24 protein-coding genes are annotated in these 18,891 nt (G+C 32.8%); 11 read left to right on the plus strand and 13 right to left on the minus strand.

Annotated features, from left to right (window positions below):
• The first annotated feature begins 99 nt into the window (after window positions 1–99).
• Window positions 100–1,791: a sodium:solute symporter gene (locus GTR01_RS08910; protein ID WP_160137498.1), complete on the plus strand. Its 1,692-nt coding sequence runs from the start codon at window positions 100–102 to the stop codon at window positions 1,789–1,791.
• Window positions 1,792–1,826: 35 nt separating this feature from the next.
• Window positions 1,827–2,345 (plus strand): DUF2911 domain-containing protein, encoded by a 519-nt coding sequence (locus GTR01_RS08915; protein ID WP_160137499.1) that lies wholly within the window; start codon window positions 1,827–1,829, stop codon window positions 2,343–2,345.
• 453 nt (window positions 2,346–2,798) lie between these two features.
• On the opposite strand, the gene GTR01_RS08920 is transcribed toward GTR01_RS08915, so the two are convergent.
• A complete protein-coding gene (locus GTR01_RS08920) occupies window positions 2,799–3,071 on the minus strand; it encodes a helix-turn-helix transcriptional regulator (protein WP_160137500.1) in 273 nt (90 codons plus the stop codon).
• Window positions 3,072–3,311: 240 nt separating this feature from the next.
• Here GTR01_RS08920 and GTR01_RS08925 point away from each other — a divergent pair, with 240 nt between their 5' ends.
• The 4 genes from GTR01_RS08925 (at window position 3,312) to gwsS (ending at window position 5,961) form a co-directional block, all read left to right on the plus strand.
• Window positions 3,312–3,482, plus strand: coding sequence for a hypothetical protein (locus GTR01_RS08925; RefSeq protein WP_160137501.1), 171 nt, complete (start codon window positions 3,312–3,314; stop codon window positions 3,480–3,482).
• A 58-nt stretch (window positions 3,483–3,540) separates the two neighbouring features.
• Window positions 3,541–4,533: a grasp-with-spasm system ATP-grasp peptide maturase gene (gene gwsG, locus GTR01_RS08930; RefSeq protein WP_160137502.1), complete on the plus strand. Its 993-nt coding sequence runs from the start codon at window positions 3,541–3,543 to the stop codon at window positions 4,531–4,533.
• Complete coding sequence (locus GTR01_RS08935; protein ID WP_160137503.1) at window positions 4,502–4,690, plus strand: hypothetical protein; 189 nt, start codon at window positions 4,502–4,504, stop codon at window positions 4,688–4,690. The genes gwsG and GTR01_RS08935 overlap by 32 nt, the downstream gene beginning before the upstream one ends.
• A 170-nt stretch (window positions 4,691–4,860) precedes the next feature.
• Complete coding sequence (gene gwsS / locus GTR01_RS08940) at window positions 4,861–5,961, plus strand: grasp-with-spasm system SPASM domain peptide maturase (RefSeq protein ID WP_160137504.1); 1,101 nt, start codon at window positions 4,861–4,863, stop codon at window positions 5,959–5,961.
• A gap of 73 nt (window positions 5,962–6,034) precedes the next feature.
• On the opposite strand, the gene GTR01_RS08945 is transcribed toward gwsS, so the two are convergent.
• Window positions 6,035–7,420, minus strand: a complete 1,386-nt coding sequence (locus tag GTR01_RS08945; protein ID WP_160137505.1) for an FAD/NAD(P)-binding protein — start codon at window positions 7,418–7,420, stop codon at window positions 6,035–6,037.
• An 85-nt stretch (window positions 7,421–7,505) separates the two neighbouring features.
• Here GTR01_RS08945 and GTR01_RS08950 point away from each other — a divergent pair, with 85 nt between their 5' ends.
• Window positions 7,506–7,796, plus strand: a complete 291-nt coding sequence (locus GTR01_RS08950) for a hypothetical protein (protein WP_160137506.1) — start codon at window positions 7,506–7,508, stop codon at window positions 7,794–7,796.
• Between the two features lie 404 nt (window positions 7,797–8,200).
• Here the strand turns inward: GTR01_RS08950 and GTR01_RS08955 are convergent, their stop codons facing one another.
• The 4 genes from GTR01_RS08955 to GTR01_RS08970 form a co-directional block, all read right to left on the minus strand.
• On the minus strand, window positions 8,201–9,016 hold the full coding sequence (locus GTR01_RS08955; RefSeq protein ID WP_160137507.1) for an SDR family NAD(P)-dependent oxidoreductase: 816 nt from the start codon (window positions 9,014–9,016) through the stop codon (window positions 8,201–8,203).
• A 67-nt stretch (window positions 9,017–9,083) separates the two neighbouring features.
• On the minus strand, window positions 9,084–9,671 hold the full coding sequence (locus tag GTR01_RS08960) for a TetR/AcrR family transcriptional regulator (RefSeq protein WP_160137508.1): 588 nt from the start codon (window positions 9,669–9,671) through the stop codon (window positions 9,084–9,086).
• A gap of 151 nt (window positions 9,672–9,822) precedes the next feature.
• Window positions 9,823–10,404, minus strand: a complete 582-nt coding sequence (locus tag GTR01_RS08965; RefSeq protein ID WP_160137509.1) for a YdeI/OmpD-associated family protein — start codon at window positions 10,402–10,404, stop codon at window positions 9,823–9,825.
• Window positions 10,394–11,359 carry an alpha/beta fold hydrolase gene (locus tag GTR01_RS08970; protein WP_160137510.1) on the minus strand — a complete coding sequence of 322 codons (966 nt, stop codon included), beginning with the start codon at window positions 11,357–11,359 and terminating at the stop codon, window positions 10,394–10,396. Before GTR01_RS08970 ends, GTR01_RS08965 begins: the two co-directional genes overlap by 11 nt.
• 158 nt (window positions 11,360–11,517) lie before the next feature.
• Here GTR01_RS08970 and GTR01_RS08975 point away from each other — a divergent pair, with 158 nt between their 5' ends.
• Both GTR01_RS08975 and GTR01_RS24885 read left to right on the plus strand, forming a co-directional pair.
• Window positions 11,518–11,676: a hypothetical protein gene (locus GTR01_RS08975; RefSeq protein ID WP_160137511.1), complete on the plus strand. Its 159-nt coding sequence runs from the start codon at window positions 11,518–11,520 to the stop codon at window positions 11,674–11,676.
• Window positions 11,672–12,031 carry a flavodoxin family protein gene (locus tag GTR01_RS24885; RefSeq protein WP_410492574.1) on the plus strand — a complete coding sequence of 120 codons (360 nt, stop codon included), beginning with the start codon at window positions 11,672–11,674 and terminating at the stop codon, window positions 12,029–12,031. Before GTR01_RS08975 ends, GTR01_RS24885 begins: the two co-directional genes overlap by 5 nt.
• Window positions 12,032–12,046: 15 nt before the next feature.
• Here the strand turns inward: GTR01_RS24885 and GTR01_RS08985 are convergent, their stop codons facing one another.
• Window positions 12,047–12,637 carry a DUF6624 domain-containing protein gene (locus GTR01_RS08985; RefSeq protein ID WP_160137513.1) on the minus strand — a complete coding sequence of 197 codons (591 nt, stop codon included), beginning with the start codon at window positions 12,635–12,637 and terminating at the stop codon, window positions 12,047–12,049.
• 143 nt (window positions 12,638–12,780) lie between these two features.
• On the opposite strand from GTR01_RS08985, the gene GTR01_RS08990 reads away from it, so the two are divergent.
• Window positions 12,781–13,011: a hypothetical protein gene (locus GTR01_RS08990; protein ID WP_160137514.1), complete on the plus strand. Its 231-nt coding sequence runs from the start codon at window positions 12,781–12,783 to the stop codon at window positions 13,009–13,011.
• A gap of 393 nt (window positions 13,012–13,404) precedes the next feature.
• On the opposite strand, the gene GTR01_RS08995 is transcribed toward GTR01_RS08990, so the two are convergent.
• The 5 genes from GTR01_RS08995 to GTR01_RS09010 form a co-directional block, all read right to left on the minus strand.
• Window positions 13,405–14,940 (minus strand): hypothetical protein, encoded by a 1,536-nt coding sequence (locus tag GTR01_RS08995; protein ID WP_160137515.1) that lies wholly within the window; start codon window positions 14,938–14,940, stop codon window positions 13,405–13,407.
• A gap of 100 nt (window positions 14,941–15,040) precedes the next feature.
• Window positions 15,041–15,925, minus strand: coding sequence for a hypothetical protein (locus tag GTR01_RS09000; RefSeq protein ID WP_160137516.1), 885 nt, complete (start codon window positions 15,923–15,925; stop codon window positions 15,041–15,043).
• Between the two features lie 160 nt (window positions 15,926–16,085).
• Complete coding sequence (locus GTR01_RS24765) at window positions 16,086–16,217, minus strand: hypothetical protein (RefSeq protein WP_262885748.1); 132 nt, start codon at window positions 16,215–16,217, stop codon at window positions 16,086–16,088.
• A gap of 207 nt (window positions 16,218–16,424) precedes the next feature.
• Entirely contained in the window at window positions 16,425–16,826 is a 402-nt protein-coding gene (locus GTR01_RS09005; protein WP_160137517.1) for a hypothetical protein, read from the minus strand.
• Between the two features lie 150 nt (window positions 16,827–16,976).
• Window positions 16,977–17,267 (minus strand): transcriptional regulator, encoded by a 291-nt coding sequence (locus GTR01_RS09010; protein ID WP_228452193.1) that lies wholly within the window; start codon window positions 17,265–17,267, stop codon window positions 16,977–16,979.
• Window positions 17,268–17,290: 23 nt separating this feature from the next.
• Here GTR01_RS09010 and GTR01_RS09015 point away from each other — a divergent pair, with 23 nt between their 5' ends.
• Window positions 17,291–17,836 carry a hypothetical protein gene (locus GTR01_RS09015; protein ID WP_160137518.1) on the plus strand — a complete coding sequence of 182 codons (546 nt, stop codon included), beginning with the start codon at window positions 17,291–17,293 and terminating at the stop codon, window positions 17,834–17,836.
• Between the two features lie 92 nt (window positions 17,837–17,928).
• Here GTR01_RS09015 and dapB read toward each other — a convergent pair whose 3' ends face one another.
• Window positions 17,929–18,732, minus strand: coding sequence for a 4-hydroxy-tetrahydrodipicolinate reductase (gene dapB, locus GTR01_RS09020; RefSeq protein ID WP_160137519.1), 804 nt, complete (start codon window positions 18,730–18,732; stop codon window positions 17,929–17,931).
• Window positions 18,733–18,891: the final 159 nt, after the last annotated feature.

Below are 18,891 nucleotides of genomic sequence, written 5' to 3' on the forward strand. Positions count from 1 at the left end.
GAACAAGCAACTTAAAAATTGGAATATCTGGTACATACTATTAGCCGTTGCGTTAGTATTGCAGATCGCATTTTATTATTGGTTTACTAAATTCTGGGCATGAGTACTATAGATTGGACAGTTTTAATTTTTACACTTGTTGCAGTGGTGGTTTACGGCGTATTGATCGGACGTGGCCAAAAAAGCAACGAATCCTACCTGAAAGCAGATAATAAAATGCCTTGGTATATTGTGCTTTTAGGGATTATGGCTACCCAGGCGAGTGCCATTACATTTCTTTCAGCACCAGGCCAGGCGTATACAGATGGGATGCGTTTCGTTCAATATTATTTTGGTTTGCCTTTGGCAATGATTGTGATCTGTATTACTTTCATCCCGATTTTTCAGCGCTTAAATGTTTATACTGCCTATGAATATCTAGAAAACCGTTTTGATAAGAAAACAAGAGTTCTTACTTCACTGCTCTTTCTTTTTTCCAGAGGATTATCAACGGGAATCAGTATTTATGCTCCGAGTATCATCCTGTCAAGTGTTTTAGACTGGAATATTTATTTAACGAATGTCTTAACAGGAGGTATTCTGTTGATTTATACCTATGTTGGTGGTGCAAAAGCGATCGCCCACACTCAAAAATTACAGTTTCTCATTATTCTGGGAACCATGGCGTTTACAGGATATCTGCTTATTCAGAATATGCCGAATGGAATTGGTTTTAACGATGCGCTTTATCTGGCCGGAAAATCCGGAAAGCTTAATGTTATCACTACAGAATTCAATTGGAAAGACAAATACAATATCTGGAGTGGATTAATTGGTGGTTTTTTTCTGGCATTATCTTACTTTGGTACTGACCAGAGTCAGGTTGGGAGGTATATTACAGCGAAGGACAATACCAATGCAAAAATGGGCTTACTGCTGAACGGATTGGTTAAAATTCCGATGCAGTTTGCGATTCTCCTTATTGGGGCTTTACTTTTTGCTTTCTTTTCTCTAAAACCTGCTCCAATTTACTTTAATGAACGCTCTTATCAATATTTAAAGGAAACAAAACCTGAACAGGCTGCGGTTTTTGAAAAAGAACATCAGGATCTGCAACTCAAATTCAATGCAGAATCGAAAGAAATTTTAAAGCTGAAAGAGACTCATTCGCCCGAGCTCAATAAAACGATTCAGGATTTTAAGAATACACAAACTGAGGTAAAAGCACTTCACGGCAGGGTAGAGGAAGCGATTAATCAATCCAACTACAATGCTGAGAAGACGGATACCAATTATATTTTCTTGTATTTCGTAAAAAATACATTACCTGTAGGAATGATTGGGCTACTGTTTGCTGTCATTTTTCTGGCCAGCTGGGGTTCTATTTCCGCAGCGTTGAATTCCCTTGCCGCCTGCTCTTTAAAAGATGTTCATTTGATATTTAAAAAAGAAATTCCGGATGATGCCACTGAATTGAAGTATAGCCGCCTGCACACTTTAGCCTGGGGCATTTTCTCAATCGGTGTTGCAATGTTTGCTACGCAGATGGGTTCTCTTATTGAAGCGGTTAATGTATTAGGATCTCTTTTTTACGGCCCGATATTGGGGATTTTTCTTGTCGCCTTTTACTATAAAAAGATCACCGGTTCAAACGTATTTATTGCTGCCATTTTATCAGAAATTACAGTAATTGCCGTTTATCAGTTTGATATCGTTTCTTTCCTTTGGCTTAATGTAATAGGGGCGGCGGCAGTCATCATTTTTTCTGCAATGGGTGTATTGTTTTATAAGCCGAAAGAAGTAAATTCGTAAACAAAAAATAATAAAAACAAATAAATAAAAATAGTATGAAAACAATGATTAAATCCGTTACCGTAGTTATGGCTGCCATGACGATTTCAGTAAATGCTTTTGCTCAGGAAGCTAAAAAACCAGCTAGCCCTCCAGCTACTGCAACGGGAAAAATTAAAGATGCAACCATTACCATTGCTTATAGCAGCCCTTCTGTTAAAGGACGTACAATTTGGGGCGGATTAGAAGCTTATGATAAAGTTTGGCGTGCGGGTGCCAATGAAGCCACTACTTTCGAAACAGATAAAGACATTACCGTTCAGGGTAAAAAACTGGCTAAAGGTAAATATAGCTTTTTCTTAATCCCTAAAGAGAGCGGAACATGGACTGCGATTTTTAATAAAGAGCCAAAACAATGGGGCGCTTATAAATACGAAGAAGCTAAAGATGCTTTACGTGTGGATGTAAAAACAAAAGCTTTACCAGCAACACAGGAAGCTTTAGTGTATAAAATAAATAATAATGGATTTACAATGGATTGGGATAAGATCTCAGTTCCTGTAGAGATCAAATAAATGTAAATAGAAGAATTTAAAATCCCGCATTAGCGGGATTTTTTTCTTTAATATTACTAAAAAGTCTTTCCAAGATATGTTTCTACTTCCTTGTTAAGCATTATGTTGTTTCTAACCATTTTAAAATTGCTTGGGTAGTTTCTTCTGGCTTTTCTTGTTGAATCCAATGGCTACAATCCAGACTCATAATATCCAAATTAGGAATGGTATTTTTTTAGATGTTCACCATTATCATAAGAGTCGGTTGGTGAATGATTGGAAATATATCCGCCACTAAGTGCCAGTTTCTATCAAGGTTTTTGTACCAATCTATATTTTGGTATTTTAAGAACTGGAAATGGATTAAAAGTATCCTTAAAAAAAGCGCCACTTGTTTTAAAGTGGCGCTTTCTAGCTTTTTATAAAAATTAAATTTCTGTCAATAACAGCTTAAAAAAAAATCTATGCAAAATTCTAAATACTCTCCTGCAAACTGAGCGCTTTTAGTTGTAGTTTTAAGATTTCTATTTTTTTTTGTATGACAAGATATTGATTAGTAGATTCTTCAAAAATTTCTTCTACAGAAACATCTAGTAACCTAGCAATATCTTTCCATTCTTGATCTGAAATTTTAATTTTTCCTGTTTCTCTTTTTTGATACTGAGTCTGACTTATTTTAAGGTAAGTTGCAATATCTGCCTGCGTCATTTTTTTTGCTTTTCTTACAGCAATTAGCTTTCTATTCATGGTTTCGTGAAAAGTTTAGTAAAACGAAAGTATACAATTTTTTTTAAACACAAAATAATAGGCTATAAAAAGCTATAATTTTTACTTTCTTGTGTGAATTATGTGTGATACATTTGAAAAATCTGATACAGGGAAATATCTTTTTGTATGTGTACAGTGCAGAAATATAAACGTTGATCAGTAAAACCCATGTCAGGGTTTGTATGACAAAATTATTATTAAAATCTTAAAAATTAATTTATGAAAAAGAAGTTAGAAAGCTTAAAGCTTAAAAAATTTAAAATGCAAACTGTAAAAGGAGGAGCAATTGCAGATGATCCATACACTGAGGATTCTTATTCTGCTGACAGAACCTATAATGGAACCTATTATGTTACTGATACTGTTAAAACAGATATTGGTTTAGGATAAAAACTAAAATAGGCTATTTGTATTTTATTACAAATAGCCTAATTTTAAGATTGACATTATGATAATTATTTTTAGTAAAAATTACGGTGAGAATACAACAGATAATGTTTTAAATTGGTTGTATCATCATAAAAAAGACAATGAAGTAATCGTTAGAATAAATGGTGATGATTTACTAAATAAAGACTTTTATATTGATATTTCCAATTCTGAATTTAATTTTAATAATCAAAAAATAGATAATCAAATTGTAAATACTATTTGGTTTAGACGCACTTTTGATGAAGATTTTATAAGAATTGAGCCTAAAATTTTTAATGAATTTCATAATAACAAAACCATGGAAAATCACCTATTATCCGAATTAGGAACTATATATAGGTTTTTGGAGTCGTTTCTAGACAATTCAGTCTGGATCAATAAATACAGTGAAAGTTTAAATAAACTGAAAACGCTTAAACTTGCTGAAAAACATGGTCTCAATATTCCAGAAACATATATAACCAACAAAATAGAGATTATCAACAAATTAGCAACAGATAAAAATCTAATTACAAAGCCGATAAGTGATGCTGTAACGCTTTTTGATGCTGATTCTCATTATATGATGTATACAAGTGAAGTAAGTGAAATTAAAAATGAAGGCCACATTTTTCCTACCAAAGTTCAAAATAAAATAGATAAAAAATTTGAACTTAGAATATTCTATATAGACGATGTTTTTTATTCTATGGCGATATTTTCTCAAAATGATAATAAGACCAAGGTGGATTTTAGAAATTATAACTATAAGAAAAGTAACAGAAGTGTACCGTATAAACTCCCAATAAAAATAGAATCAAGTTTAAAAGGATTAGTTAAAGAATTAGATCTGAAAACTTGCTCAATAGATATGATCGTTTCAAAAGATGATGAGTACTATTTTCTTGAAATAAATCCTGTAGGGCAGTTTGGAATGGTTTCCCACCCATGTAATTATCATTTAGAAGAACAAATGTCATTGTATATATTAAAAAATCATGAAAAAAATAACAACGAAATTAAAAAATAAAAGACTTCCTCTTTGTTATTGGAATATACAAAAAGAATTATCAGAAAAAAAATTGGGTGATATTCCGGCAATGATGTATTCTAATTCAGATTTTTATCAAACAAGAGGGTATACTGTGGAAAACTCCAGAATAGTTATCTCTAAAATTATCAGTTAATTTTGAAACATACTATTATTTGTTTTATTTCTAACTTCTTGTTTAAAAACGAGTAATACAAAATTAATTTTAGAAAAGAAATATTGGAATATGTTTCAAAATCCTATCCTAATCTAGACTCTAGAAGATACGAATATCATTTGCCAAATAAAATATGTTAATACAATAAGATGACTTATTTCAATAGATTTGCTTGTTGCTTGGTGAGCTATGGGCATACAAGAAGTATAATTTGCGATACACAAAGAAATAATTATTACCTGATTCCAAATTCTCTTTATACTTTACTTATTGAAGAGTTTCCAAATTTTTCCATTGAAGAGATTTATGATAGCTATGGAAAAGAAAATGAAAAATACTTAAAAGACTATATAAATTTTTTATTAGTCAATGAAATAGGGTTTATAGATAGCAAAATTATAGAAGAACTCATTCCTCTAAACTTAAATTATAAGGTTGCTGAACCCATTTCCAATATAATAATTGATGTAAGTAAAGAATCTTTTTTTCTTGAAGATTCAGTTCACATTGCACAATTTATCGATACCAATAGAGTAAAACATTTACAAATTAGATGTTATGATGCAATTGATTTAAATGTGTTTTTAAAATTTTTGAATAATCTTTCCAGAACGACTCTTAAAGGTATTGAAATCATCCTGCCTTATGAGATAAAATTAGGAAATAGATTGCTAAATAAAAGCATGATTAAGTCAAATGATAAAATTAATAAATTGATCTATTTTGGATGTGATAAATACAAACAAGAAAAGTATATGAATAGAATCATAACTTATGTTGAAGATAAAATTATCAATCAAAAAAGTTGTGGGTTGATTTCTTCAAAATATTTTAATTCTAATCTTGAAACATATACTTTATCCAATAGCCACAACTCCTGTCTCTACAAAAAAATCTCCATAGATTCTGAAGGCAACATTAGAAACTGTCCTTCCATGCCTCAAAGCTTCGGGAATATTAAAGATATTACCTTAGATGAAGCAGTATCCCATCCTGATTTCAAAAAATACTGGAACTTAACCAAAGACAGCATAGAAGTTTGCAAAGATTGTGAATTTCGGTATATCTGTACAGATTGTAGAGCTTATACAGAAAGAACTCATACCAATTCTGAAGGTTTAGATACTTCAAAACCTTTAAAATGCGGATATAACCCATACACCAGTGAATGGGAAGAATGGAGTACCAATCCGCTTAAAGAAAAAGCAATCAATTATTACGGAATGCAAGAATTGGTAAAAGAAAAATAATACAATCATTGAGGGAAAATTTCCCATTTTACAACTATCCGATGCCAAAGACTGCGGTTCTATGTGGTAACAATCAGTGTTCCATTATTGTATTTTTAAAAATCTTCTCTATGTCTATGGCTATTTTTCTTGCCCCATAACTTGTTGAATAAATAGAGTTTGCTGTAAACACATCTCCCTGAACAATTGAACCGTTTGCATATATTGGAATATCATTTCTCAGGCGATGGGTACATTCATCAATCTGCACACCACCATTACCATTGAAGGTAAGTAAGTTCTTCTTTGAAAGACTCGATAAAAGTACATCGTTCTCTGCGGATTGAAGACCTGTTGCATTGACTACAACATCATATTTATTCATATCAGCTGTTAAAAGCTCACCTGAACTTAGCATCATTAATTGGTTATTGTGAAATAATTTCAAAACAGTATGAGCATTACACAACGGCATCGAGTGAGCTATCCGGCCAAACCAGGGATTGACCTCTTTATTAAATCTTGTTTTATCTTCTGATGGTAATGATGGCCAGACATAATTGAGTCCATCAATGAGATCCATCAATATGTTTTCCCAGATGTTACGGTTTTCCTGGCAATTCCGGATATCCTGCTCCAGTTGTGTACCACCACTATTCCCATAAACAGCAATTATATCTCTTAATACCATTCCTTTCTTTAAGAGATAATCTTTAAACATATCTAAAAAACAAGTTATTCGGGAGTAATTATTTGGAAGGTTTTCAACAGCCTGTTGATATTGTTCTAAAAAAAGACGTTCACTTGGTTTTATCACATGATGTCGAACGGAAGGAAACAATTGGCTCTGGGAATACACATCTATAGGCCCTTTGTGTCCATTTTTTTCCAGATGAACCAATGTGTCGACAGCAGATAACCGGCTGCCAAGTATCAGAACTGAAGACATTTTGTTGATTTCGGTTAAGTTCGTGGCGGGGTAAGGTGAAATAATATTTTTGTGACGCACTATTGCTGGAGGAGGAGAAAACTGCAAACCAGTAGTGATGATCACACTATCATAACAGATGGTCTGTTTATTGTGAATAACAGATAATTGTCCTGAATGATGTAAACTAATATCATTAACTGTCTCTTTATAAAAATTAGCGTTTGCACCATTCTTTTTTGCGAGTGTAAATTCGGATTCTAAAAAACAAACAGCCAGGTCACGGGAAACCACATCACCCGGCTGAATTTGTAATTTCTTATTTTTATTTATATAATCAATAAATCCATCGGGGTTGTCCGGATCAATAAAACTCACCCCTACACTGGTATTTAATAACATGTTCGCTGAGTGAGTGTTAAAAGATCTTCCACGAAATGGAGTTCCGAAGTCATAAAGATCGATAGATAAATGTTTATCCTTTACTTTATTGTAAATAGCAGTAGCAGTGATGATTCCGGCAGGGCCGGCACCAATTATTGCGATATTCATATTCATAATTTTATTTTTAATTTGGTATATTAAAGATATAGCTATATTTTTCAATTACAAGTTGTTTTATTGCGTATTTAGTGGGATGATGGAATACACACATTACACTGCACCTACTGTTTTTTTGCCGCCTCCAAAGCTGTTTACATTTGATCAGTCTTGGCTTTCTGCTGTTAATGATTTCTTTTTTCATTCACGAAGGGAAGAGTCACTAGGGAATCACAAGTATAGCTGTAATCCTCTATATGGAATGACAGTATTATATATCGGAATCTGGTTCTATATGATGGATAAAATGGATATGGGTGAAATGATGGTGGCTATAGGACAGGCATTGGAAAAAGCAATTCCTTTCTTTAAAGAAAACCTGGTATAGAAATAAAATAAATTTTTAATCATTGTTCTTGTATGTTTTGTACAAGAACAGTTTTTAAAATGGCGAGTGAAATTGTAAAAAGAATGGAAGCAGAAAAAGTTCAAAGCTTAATCTTCATTACCTTTCCAGATACGGACTGAAGACTATTAAGAGATTCTTTCAATTACTCTAAAACTAAGTTTTGAATTCGCAGATTAGTTGATTTTTATTTTAGTTTTAAAAACAATTTCTTATCAATAAAAAGTAACGAGCAACTTTGGAAAAGTTGCTCGTTTTCATTTAAAAAGAAAAATCAGCTGAATAAAGCTTACCGCAGTATACGGTAAAGGAATTTCTGCAAGTTTTTATTCATGCTCTGAACTATAAAACGGGATGTTCAAGAGTTTCAATTTTGGAACTGAATATTATCCATGGGCCTGTTCAGAAACTTCTTTCCATTCTTCAAAACTGGCTAAGCGCTGCTCATAAGTATTCTTGACCGATGGGTAGGCAATTTTTCCCAGCAACAGTCGTAACGGTGGATTTGGAGAATCAATCAGCTTCTCTATTGCTGTTACAGTAGCTTCCGGCTTTCCGTAAATATCAGGTGTTGCTCCTTTCAGGAAGGCTTCTTTCACAGGATTGTAGACTTCCATCGGTTCTGTTTGAAAAGCTGATGCCCCTGACCAGTCGGTGGAATAGCCATTGGGTTCAATTAAAGAAATATTGATTCCCAGATGCTTTACTTCACTTGCCAGTGTTTCGCTAAATCCTTCTACTGCAAATTTAGAGGCATTGTATAGTCCTAATATTGGTAAGGTAACCAGCCCAAGAAAACTGGAAACCTGTATAATATGACCGCTTTGCTGAGCTCTCATTATAGGAAGTACAGCCTGAGTCATCCAAAGTGTTCCGAAAAAATTCGTTTCCATCTGATCCCGGGCTTCTTTCTCAGAAGTCTCCTCAATAGCACCGAATAGTCCATATCCGGCATTATTAATCAGTACATCGATCTTTCCAAAATGGGCATGTGCTTTTTTCACCGCATCAAAGGAAGCTTCACGGCTGTTTACATCCAGTTGAAGAGTTAATACATTCTCGCCATATTTCTCAACAAGATCCTGTAATGTTTCTTTCTTGCGCGCTGTTGCAACTACTTTATCACCACGTTTTAAAAATGCTTCTGCCCAAAGTCTCCCAAATCCACGGGATGCCCCGGTAATAAAAATTGTTTTTGACATGTTTTCTATTTTTTAGAATGTTATTATTATATTTATGACCTTTCGGTCATTTTTATTGTAAAAAAAATTAGCACAATTGTGCTTCAATCATTTTTTTAAGACTTTTATTGATCATACTCATCTTATCGATTTTCTTAGTTGTATTGCTTATAAAAACACCTCCTTCAAGCATGGCAAACATGATTGTAGAAAATTCTTTGTGATCCCAATCTGCTTTAAAAATCCCTTTTTCAATCCCTTCTACAATAATTTCACTGATCAAAAACTGACTCTTATTAACCAGCTCGGCTACTTTTCCAAGTATTACGGGATTTTGGTCATCAGCTTCCATTCCAAAGTTCAACATAGGGCAGCCTCCAGCTACCGGAGGGTTTAAAGGATTCTTAAATACATCAATATAGGCAAATAACTTATCTTTCGGATCCTGAAATTTATTTATGGCGGCTATGACTTTCCTTTGTAGCTGATCCATATTATAATCCACAGCAGCCTCTACCAATACATCTTTATTTTCAAAATGAACATATAGGCTGCCTTTAGATAGCTTGGTAACATCCATGATGTCGCTCATTGCTGTTGCAGCCATCCCTTTTTTGTTAAAAAGCGGAGCTGATTGTTCAATGATCATCTGTCTTGTACGTTCACCCTTATTCATTTTATTTCTATTTTATTCAGCAAATATAAATGACCTTTCGGTCATTTACAAGTTTTAGGATAACTTTTTTATAATATTGCTTTCAAAACTGGATGGAATTATTGTAAAACTGCCTTACGAAAGGCGGTTGGTGTAAATCCGGTATGTTTTTCTATCGTAAATGTTTTGGTTTAAGATTCAGTGCTGCACTTTCTACGACTTCCTCTATACGCTTTTGTCTGGTTTCCTGTTTTCCGACGAGGATAATCCAGCTCAATATTATTTTTCTTGTTGATTTGCTCAAACTTAGGAAATAATCTTTTGAGCCATTATGTTTTTCGAATGCAAGCTCTAAGTCGTTCGGAACGATCACTTCTTCTATTTCATCTAAGATTGTCCAATATCCGTTTTGTTTCGCAATCTCAACACTTTCGTAACCCGCTTTTGTCATCCTTTTGTTGCCAATGAGTTTCTGAACTTTTTCCTTGTTGATTTTTGACCAGTTGCTTTTAGGTTTACGTTTGGTAAAAAACTGCATAAACGAAATGTCGTTAATCTTTTTCCTTGTGCTGTCAATCCAACCGAAGCAAAGAGCTTCATCAACGGCTTCACTCCAGCTTAATGAAGGGATATTCGACTTTTTTGTATAAAAGACAAGCCAAACAGATTGTTTGGACTGATGGTTTTTTTTCAACCATTGTCTCCAATCTGCTTGGCTTTGCGGACAATATGTTTCAATTTCCTTATGATGCATTCTCTTGTGTTAACCATTTTAAAATTGAACGGTTCACTTCCTCCGGTTTTTCCTGCTGAATCCAATGACCACAGTCTAAACTGACGATATCCAGATTGGGAACGATATTTTTCAGGTTTTCAGACTTTGGAATCGTATCCTGTTCTCCATATATCATCAGAGTAGGTTGATGAATGATTGGCTTTACATCTGCCATCAGATGCCAGTTTCTATCAAGGTTTCTGTACCAGTTTATAGCTCCGGTAAACCCGGATAATTCAAAGGCAGAAACAAATACAGACAGTTCATTGTCTTCCATTAGAGGTTTCCCAAAAGGTTTTTCTGCTCTTGCAAGATTGATCATCAGCATTCCAGGAGCAGGTGGAGTAGGAGGTATATCTTTGCGAAATATGTTACCCAGGAATCGAAGTGTGTTTTCATTCATTATAGCATCTGCAACTCCCACTTTCTTATTGAAATGAACAAAATAAAAATCTTCTCCAAACAGGGATTCCATAAATTCAAGCCATGGTTGTTCTCCGCGTTCTTGATAGGGTAGAGCCAAGTTTATGATCTTATTGACCCGTTCAGGATATAATAATGCTAGATTCCAGACAACATTTGCACCCCAGTCATGGCCGACAAAGGTGGCATTCTTGTATCCGTAATAATCGAGTAGAGCAATAAGATCACCAGTCAGGTGTTTTATATCATAATCGGTTACTTCGGTTGGGCAAGATGAGTTACCATAGCCACGTTGATTGGGGACAATGACATGATAACCTGCGGCAACAAGAGCTGGTATCTGATAACGCCAGGAAAATGCATGTTCTGGAAAGCCGTGACAGAGAACGATTGGGTTTTCTGCATTTTGTTTTCCTGCTTCAAATACTTCTAATATCACATTATTCACTGAAATCATAGTAGGTTTTGGAAATTCGGTTTGATAGGATGCTGTACTGGATGTGTCTCTCATGTTTTTATTGTTTAATAAATACTGATGAGACAAATGTAAGGCTCGTTTATGACAGCATGTTGTCAGTAGCCAAAAGTACTTTGGTGATAAACGTTCAAAATATTTCTGTGAACTCATGTTGCGGCTAAAGTTTTATGGATAGAAAGAAAATATTTTACTTGAGTGATGAGAGCGGAGATCACTATAAGAATCTGGTTGTCTTCTTTTCACGTTCAGGAAACACGGAATTAATGGCGAGAAAGATTGCTGAAATGAAGCATGCAGCAGTAATACCTATCCAACCAGACAGAGATCGTCGGATTCACAGGATGGATTGAAGCATTACAGGACGCAAGGAATACAACCTCTGAGATTACTCCTGATAAAATTGACATCTCGAAGTACGATACCATCTACATCGGTTCTCCAATCTGGCTGTACAGCCCGGCTCCACAAATCTATGAGTTTGCCCGTAACAACAACTTTACAGGCAAGAAAGTCATTCTCTTCAACTCCATGAACAGTAAGTTTGAACAGAAATATATTGATGATTTTAAAGAAATTATTGAAAAGAACGGCGGCACCTTTGTAGAACATCTCTACATCATCCGTGGGAGAATGACTCAGCAGATGAATATGGAGGAGTTTTTGAAGAAAACTGAGACATTGGTGACAGCTGGGTCGTCTACGTGATTATATGTTGTGTTGTTAATTCGGATTGAACTGAATATTGAAATTCTTTAAATAATCCTCTATTGGTTCCAATCCCATTTCTTTTCTTCTTTTGTTCACAGTTTCAGGATTTTCTAATTTATACAATTTACCATTTTCTATTTGTGAACCATATATTTGGGGGTTTCCTTCATCCATTAACATCCTATCTTTCATCAATGCGTATTGTTGTTTAGATAAGTCTCCATTTTTTACCGCTTTCTCTATTTGTGGAAAATACTTTTTTCTGATTTCTTTAGTAGTATGTTGCAGTCCCAACCAGATTGCATCCATTTGTTTTTGATCCACCTCCTTTAATGTTGGCATACCACACTTTTCAATAATGCTAATCACTAATTCTTGATTCCTATGGTCTTCTTTAGCGTATTTGATGAGTTCATTTGATTTTCTAATCCTTTGGTCACTTTCTAAAACTTCGCTCAAGATTTGACGTTTTTTGCTGCAATCGACTTCAATAATATCTACTGAACCTACATAGACAAATTTATCCCTATTCATATAAAGGAATATTGATATCATTAAAACAAGAGCGGCTAATATGCTAAATAATATTTTTTTTATTTTCATTTTTATTTCATATTCTAAAATAGATTGACCATTTTGGTTAAAAATTAATTGTAAAAATAGAAATTATTTTTAAGTGTCGGAATAAAATAGGTAAAGATGAAAAGTATTGTTATCCAGGCAGAGGTTTTTGCGCATCACAGCAAATGTCTTTTTATGGCTACAAAATTCATGTGGTTTGTTCTGTGAACGGTGTTTTTCAAAGTATAGCCCTAAGTCCGGCATCTATTCATGATATTCCCTGCTGCGCAAAGTCACCTGACTTTGAGCTGAAGCACCTTTGTACTACATCTCTACATCATCCGTGGGAGAATGACCCAGCAGATGAACACGGAGGAGTTTTTGAAGAAAATAGAGGAGTTGGTGACGGCTGGTAAATAAGATTATTTGCCTTAAAGTTGCTCCGAAGTTGGGAGACTTTGGAGAGCAGAGGAATTGTAGGTTATTTTGCTAAAATATATATGAAAAAAGCAAGGTTAAAAACCTTGCTTAAAATAGTGCTGACCAGGTCTTGACCTGCAGTGCTGGATAACATTTTCCAAACGGCCTAAGCGCATTCTTGTATAGGCTCTCACAAACACTGGTTTCCAACCAGCGCAACGTAAACAATGTGTCATAATAGTGGATTTAATTATTAATGTTAATAACTCTTAAATCACCATGACTTGTTTACGCTTACAAATGTATTTTATTTTATGAAAAGAACAAAATAAAAAATCTTTACCTTAAGTTTGACCTCTTAAATAAGTTAAGATTATAGATAGAGGCATCTATTTATTCCAAACTATAAGACAATTCTTATTTTCTTCTTTTATCCCCCATGCAGGAACGATGTTCTTAATTCGTTTTGTTTCATTAATATGGAGAGTTGCTATTAAGTTCTTATTTTGTCTACCATAATGAAATGATCTTTTTCTTAAATCACCTTGATATATATGTATTTGTAAATATTTGTCAGGAAAAAAATATTCTTTAAAATTGTTTGAATATTTTTTTCTTTTTTCCGATTTTACAAGAGATACAATTTCCCGTGTTTTATTTCGAATAAAATTTTCAATCTGGTCATCTGTAATATTTAAAAATACTCCGGCATTTTCAATTACATTATAATATTTTTTACTGTGATGTTTAATGTATCTTACGTCAATTACCTTATTCCTATCTATATTTTTGTGAAATAGAACTGTCTTATAAATTTTTATAGAATCTTTTTTTTCTGCTAAATATTTTTCTTCAAAAAAATATGTTCCATCAGTAATTATTACTTTTTTTCCAGTAAAATGTTCTCTTAGTTTTTCTAAATCAATAACTTGCCAACATGATAGTTGATATTTAGTTTTAATTTGAATAAAAAAATTATCATACTTTTTGGGGAGTAAATTTTCTAGCGTGATTGCTGTATATACTGCAGAAAAATTCATGAATTTTCTGCTATTTAAATTTGTTTCAACTAATACATTGTATTGTTTACCTTTAGGTATTTCGCTGTCATAGCTATGAATTATATTCCAATCTTGATGATTTGCTTTATGTCTTAGTTCAATTTCCATAATGGATGCTGGTATAGCTATATTATGATTTAGTAAAACATCTAAATATTGGAAAAGGATTTTTTTATATGCTAAAATCAATGCATTTGTACAATTAATAAGATCATCGAATTCTTTAATAAATCGCGAAGCATAGAATGATTTAGTATCTTTCTTATCCTTAAATTTGATTGTAGAAGATTCAAAAGTAACTCCCCCATGAGCAATTGCATTACGAATCGTATTGTTGTATTTATTTGTTAGGTCATTGAATATGTTATGTTTTTTTAGAGTATCAATGCAATTATATATATCAAGATTATCAATTCCTTTATTATTTTTTATTCTAAGATAATAAGCTATAGGTTTTAAAAAACCTAATAAGACAACATCAGTTATTTTTAAATATTCATAAACGATTTTTTCGCTGAAAAAATACATTAATTCTGCATCATTATCTGGTAATAAATTTTCATGAATATCTTTTAAATTTAATTCATTCATTGTCTTTACTGCATGATTAAATTCAAAAGCAAGATCATTTAATATTTTTAAAAAGGCTAAAAAATTATTTGGATCATCAATTAAGTTCTCTAAGAAAAAATTTAATTCTCTATAAATTTTTTTATCGTAAAATTTACTTGGAGATTCATAAATATATTCGCTTAATGAATAAAAATTATCATGTTTACATACCTTTAATTCAGGGAAATTATCCAATATTGCCTTTTTCTTTTTTTCCAGAATTTTATGTGTGAATAAATTTTTATCAATCATTTTTAATTTGTAGAGTTTTAATTATATAATAGGTTGTTATTTTGACAGGAGACTTTGAATTAGTAAATTTTTGACTTGTCTCAAGTTTAGTTGTCTGTTGCTAATTTTTTTTAATAAGTCTATTGTAATCCTTTGCAAAGACATTGATATAATTTCTTGTTTCTCTCTTTTTTAAAAGAGTTTTATTCTTTTTTATACATGCAAAGTCATTAATTTCGTCATAGAATATGTGCTCAAAGACACATGCATATAAGTCAAGCATAATTAAAGCTAGATGGCATATTGAAAATGTTTTTTTTCTAGATCTTAGAATAACTCCAGAGTCTTCTTTATTTTTGAGATTTACATAGAAATGATTTGGGAATTGTGAAGAGTCAATGTGTGTTTTTGAACTAAGTTCTCCGTAAACAATACCAATACTTGGATAAAATTCTTTTAGCTTAGAAATTGACTTGGTTGGTGATTGGAAATCTTCAATTTCATTTCTGAACTGTGTATCGTATGCAAATGCGATTTGTTCTACTATTTGCCGGATTATCGCATAGCATTCGTAAATATAATCATATTTTATCAACATTCTTAATGCACTAAAATTACTATCCAGTTTTTTATAAATTATACCACAATGAGAATAAGCAATGCTTTTTCCTTCAAAATTTATTTTATCTAAGACTTGTTTATATTTAAGATAAATTTCTTCTTGAAATTGAAAGAATGTATTTCTCAAATCATCATATTCTTTGAGTTCACTATTTTCATAGTCTTTTTCATGCTCTAATAAAAGTTCAACGTGATCTTTAAAATAAGTGCTTTTTAAAATATTATCAACAGAGGTATTCCCAAAAAATAGAGTCCTTAATGCTGCTTTTACATATTTTTCTTGCTCGAAAGTGAAAGTGTCAGGAACAATTAATGGGATATCTGCGAACCAAATAACTTTGGTTTTAGCAAAATCAATTGAGTAAATGTCTTGTTTTATATCCATTATTAAGTTATTTTATTATTTATATTATAAAGATTAGTTGCAAAGTAAATAAAAGCCTGCGCATTCTTTTTGCGTAATATATATGTTTAAAAAATTAGAAGAATAAATTCTTATAATAAAAGAATCCCAACAAAAGTTGGGATTTGGTTCAAGATATAGTTTATTTACCTTGCTGTTTCTTAGGTGGTTTTAAAGAAGGTGTATTTCCTTGTGTCTCCTTATTGTCACGCTGGCGTTTATCTGGTTTGCCAGTTGATTCTGCTATCCTTTTTGGTCCTGGTTTAAGTGCCATAATATTAAAGTTTTATTGTTAGCTAAACCAAATTTATAAATGAATATTTATATTATCTTACGGCTTTCCGTAAACCAAAAATAAAAAGCCTCTTAAAATTTTCAATCAGTATTTTTACTGAATTTCTTAAAGAGTTCAAAAGTTTTTTCACAAAAAAATCTCAGCTTTTGTCAGGATTTTCAATTCTATTTTGTTAAACATGATTCATTATCTTCTTCTCGGTGTACTTCTGGTATGCGGACTTACATAAGTTCCATCTTTTCTTGTGTAGCCTTTTACATACACTGTTCCACCGCTGCTTGTGCTAGGAGTGTAATTGTTGGAAGGAGTTGATATATTGTAGCCTTTAGCCGAAGTATAGGCGCTATAAGAAGTATAACTAGGATTATAAGCCAAACCGTAATAATTTCCCCATTTTATTTTTTTGTAATTCTTCTTGTTTGCTTTATTGGAGATAAAGACTTGAGTATCTTTGGGTATTGTGGTTATAATATTTTCATTACTGCTAGTCGCATATACATTAGTATCTTCAGTTAATAATACCGTATAGTAATTTGTACATGACACCATTGATAATAGAATTATCAAAAAGAAAGTGATTTTTTTCATGGATTTATTATTTAGTTATAATTAAAATTCTTTGCTGCTTTTATCGTACAAACTTATTTCATTATTTCTTTTGAATATTACGGTTTTCCATAAAGCAAACAAAAAATCCCAACTCTCGTCAGGATTTATCAATTATATTGTTTTCGTAATCTATATTCCAACCATCTTAAAAAAGCTGGCAAGAGTTAAATTCTTAGCATGGCAAATTCGCATTATTGTAAGAAGAGCAATTTGATAGTTTTCATCGTCTTTTATTCTTCGAACTGTCTTCTCATCTATATTATGATCTACTGCAAATTTGCTGTTATTGTTCATTGGGATAACCCATTCATCCCTTATAAATTCAACAATTTTTCTATTTGCTTCTGTCATAGAAACAAATAAATTACATATTCTTATAAAAATCTCGGATTCAAATCCGAATGTTTGCAATTTTTTCATACATTTATAAAAAAATACAAACAATGAAAAAGATAAAAACAAATTTCAATCCCCGGTTTCGGGCAGGGAAGAAGCACTCCGGTTTACAGCTGATAGAAACTTTCTTTCAGTTCAATGAGCTGGATGTTTCCAAAGAAAGACTCAGCAATATGATGAATTATGCAGTAAAAAGAAATAACTGGATCAATGAAGATCCGGCGGTGATCTTAGAGTTTTACCAGTCGATGCGGTCGTTCATCCGGGCAGGCTATCTCATCATGCTGAAGGAAAGAAAATGGACGATTGATACCAAGACTGAAAAGATTTCTCCGTGGGTTCTTGGTCTGCTTTCGGAGAAGGAATACCGGAATCCACTGCTGGTTTTCAAAAAAGCATTCAGGGAATACACCCTCAAAGAATTTGATTATTTTATGTCCGGAATCGTCTATTTCTCAATGGGTGTCTATGAAAATTTACCAGAAAGGAATATCGTGATGCCTTACATCCATACGGTTAAAATGCTGGATGCCGCTCACCTTATACTTCAAAGAAGGAGAGAAAAGAAAATGACCGGCACCCATTCAGGGTAAGAAGATTAATAATATACAAAAAATCGTTACTTTTTTAAGCAACGATTTTTTGTTATTGGTGGCGAAACAAGCGTATCTTCAAACACGTATTGTTAAAATTCCATGATTGAGTCTAATCCTCTTCGTAAACCTTTGAAAGTATCAATATTTTTAATGGCAAGAAGCACTCCTTTTACATAGGGCTCCGCACTTTCTCCGGAATCATGTCTTAGTATTAATTTTTCTCCTTTGAGTCCAAAGATCGTTTCAACGCCGAGCGTGTGACCTGGCAGACGAACAGAATGAACCTGTATACCGTTTATTGTTGCGCCTCTTGTTTCTTTATTTCCTATGGTATCCTCTATGGCTACAGATAGTTCAGGCTTTTGAACTTTAGAAAGACGATAAGCCAGTTCTGCCACTGTTCCGCTTGGTGCATCAATTTTTTTAGCATCCGCATAGTCAATGATCTCGTAGTGAGGGATGTATTTTGCGGCCATTTCAGCAAACTTTTGCAATAAAACAACAGTGAGTGCAAAGTTCCCGGCAGCAAGAACAGAGGTATTATTTTCATTGGCAATACGTTCTATTTCTTCGTAATCTTTATCCGTAAGCCCTGAAGTTCCAATGATGACTTTTTTGCCTTTTTGCAAAGCAGTGAGGATATTATGCTTCGCGATCACCGGTTTGGTAAAATCTACAAGAATATCAAATTCTACATTTTCTATTGCATCTTCTATCGATTTAAACAGGGGTATATTGTTGTCTGATTTTAATGATAGAATCTCTGACAGATTTTTCCCATCTTGAGATAAAGAAAGTCCGCCTGTTAATATCATTTCGTTATTATTAAATATTGCTCTGCTAATTTCAGAACCCGCCCATCCGGTGGCTCCTGCAACAAAAACTTTTTTCATAATATTATTTTTTATGTATTGAATTTTACTTTTACTATTAATCTATCTCAAAGATAGTTTGAATTTCAACAGATTAGTTTACAGGTATTAAATATATAACCTTCCTATGCCTTTCCCATTGATAAATTTTTATCTTTTAACAGTAAATGCTTACTATAA

Source organism: Chryseobacterium sp. c4a (assembly GCF_009900745.1).
GTDB lineage: Bacteria > Bacteroidota > Bacteroidia > Flavobacteriales > Weeksellaceae > Chryseobacterium.

Excerpts from the sequence above, each read along its gene's own strand:
- GTR01_RS08910 (WP_160137498.1), top strand. The coding sequence starts at position 100 with ATGAGTACTATAGATTGGACAGTTTTAATTTTTACACTTGTTGCAGTG.
- GTR01_RS08915 (WP_160137499.1), top strand. The coding sequence starts at position 1,827 with ATGAAAACAATGATTAAATCCGTTACCGTAGTTATGGCTGCCATGACG.
- GTR01_RS08920 (WP_160137500.1), bottom strand. The coding sequence starts at position 3,071 with ATGAATAGAAAGCTAATTGCTGTAAGAAAAGCAAAAAAAATGACGCAG.
- GTR01_RS08925 (WP_160137501.1), top strand. The coding sequence starts at position 3,312 with ATGAAAAAGAAGTTAGAAAGCTTAAAGCTTAAAAAATTTAAAATGCAA.
- gwsG (WP_160137502.1), top strand. The coding sequence starts at position 3,541 with ATGATAATTATTTTTAGTAAAAATTACGGTGAGAATACAACAGATAAT.
- GTR01_RS08935 (WP_160137503.1), top strand. The coding sequence starts at position 4,502 with ATGAAAAAAATAACAACGAAATTAAAAAATAAAAGACTTCCTCTTTGT.
- gwsS (WP_160137504.1), top strand. The coding sequence starts at position 4,861 with ATGACTTATTTCAATAGATTTGCTTGTTGCTTGGTGAGCTATGGGCAT.
- GTR01_RS08945 (WP_160137505.1), bottom strand. The coding sequence starts at position 7,420 with ATGAATATCGCAATAATTGGTGCCGGCCCTGCCGGAATCATCACTGCT.
- GTR01_RS08950 (WP_160137506.1), top strand. The coding sequence starts at position 7,506 with ATGATGGAATACACACATTACACTGCACCTACTGTTTTTTTGCCGCCT.
- GTR01_RS08955 (WP_160137507.1), bottom strand. The coding sequence starts at position 9,016 with ATGTCAAAAACAATTTTTATTACCGGGGCATCCCGTGGATTTGGGAGA.
- GTR01_RS08960 (WP_160137508.1), bottom strand. The coding sequence starts at position 9,671 with ATGAATAAGGGTGAACGTACAAGACAGATGATCATTGAACAATCAGCT.
- GTR01_RS08965 (WP_160137509.1), bottom strand. The coding sequence starts at position 10,404 with ATGCATCATAAGGAAATTGAAACATATTGTCCGCAAAGCCAAGCAGAT.
- GTR01_RS08970 (WP_160137510.1), bottom strand. The coding sequence starts at position 11,359 with ATGAGAGACACATCCAGTACAGCATCCTATCAAACCGAATTTCCAAAA.
- GTR01_RS08985 (WP_160137513.1), bottom strand. The coding sequence starts at position 12,637 with ATGAAAATAAAAAAAATATTATTTAGCATATTAGCCGCTCTTGTTTTA.
- GTR01_RS08990 (WP_160137514.1), top strand. The coding sequence starts at position 12,781 with ATGTCTTTTTATGGCTACAAAATTCATGTGGTTTGTTCTGTGAACGGT.
- GTR01_RS08995 (WP_160137515.1), bottom strand. The coding sequence starts at position 14,940 with ATGATTGATAAAAATTTATTCACACATAAAATTCTGGAAAAAAAGAAA.
- GTR01_RS09000 (WP_160137516.1), bottom strand. The coding sequence starts at position 15,925 with ATGGATATAAAACAAGACATTTACTCAATTGATTTTGCTAAAACCAAA.
- GTR01_RS24765 (WP_262885748.1), bottom strand. The coding sequence starts at position 16,217 with ATGGCACTTAAACCAGGACCAAAAAGGATAGCAGAATCAACTGGCAAA.
- GTR01_RS09005 (WP_160137517.1), bottom strand. The coding sequence starts at position 16,826 with ATGAAAAAAATCACTTTCTTTTTGATAATTCTATTATCAATGGTGTCA.
- GTR01_RS09010 (WP_228452193.1), bottom strand. The coding sequence starts at position 17,267 with ATGAAAAAATTGCAAACATTCGGATTTGAATCCGAGATTTTTATAAGA.
- GTR01_RS09015 (WP_160137518.1), top strand. The coding sequence starts at position 17,291 with ATGAAAAAGATAAAAACAAATTTCAATCCCCGGTTTCGGGCAGGGAAG.
- dapB (WP_160137519.1), bottom strand. The coding sequence starts at position 18,732 with ATGAAAAAAGTTTTTGTTGCAGGAGCCACCGGATGGGCGGGTTCTGAA.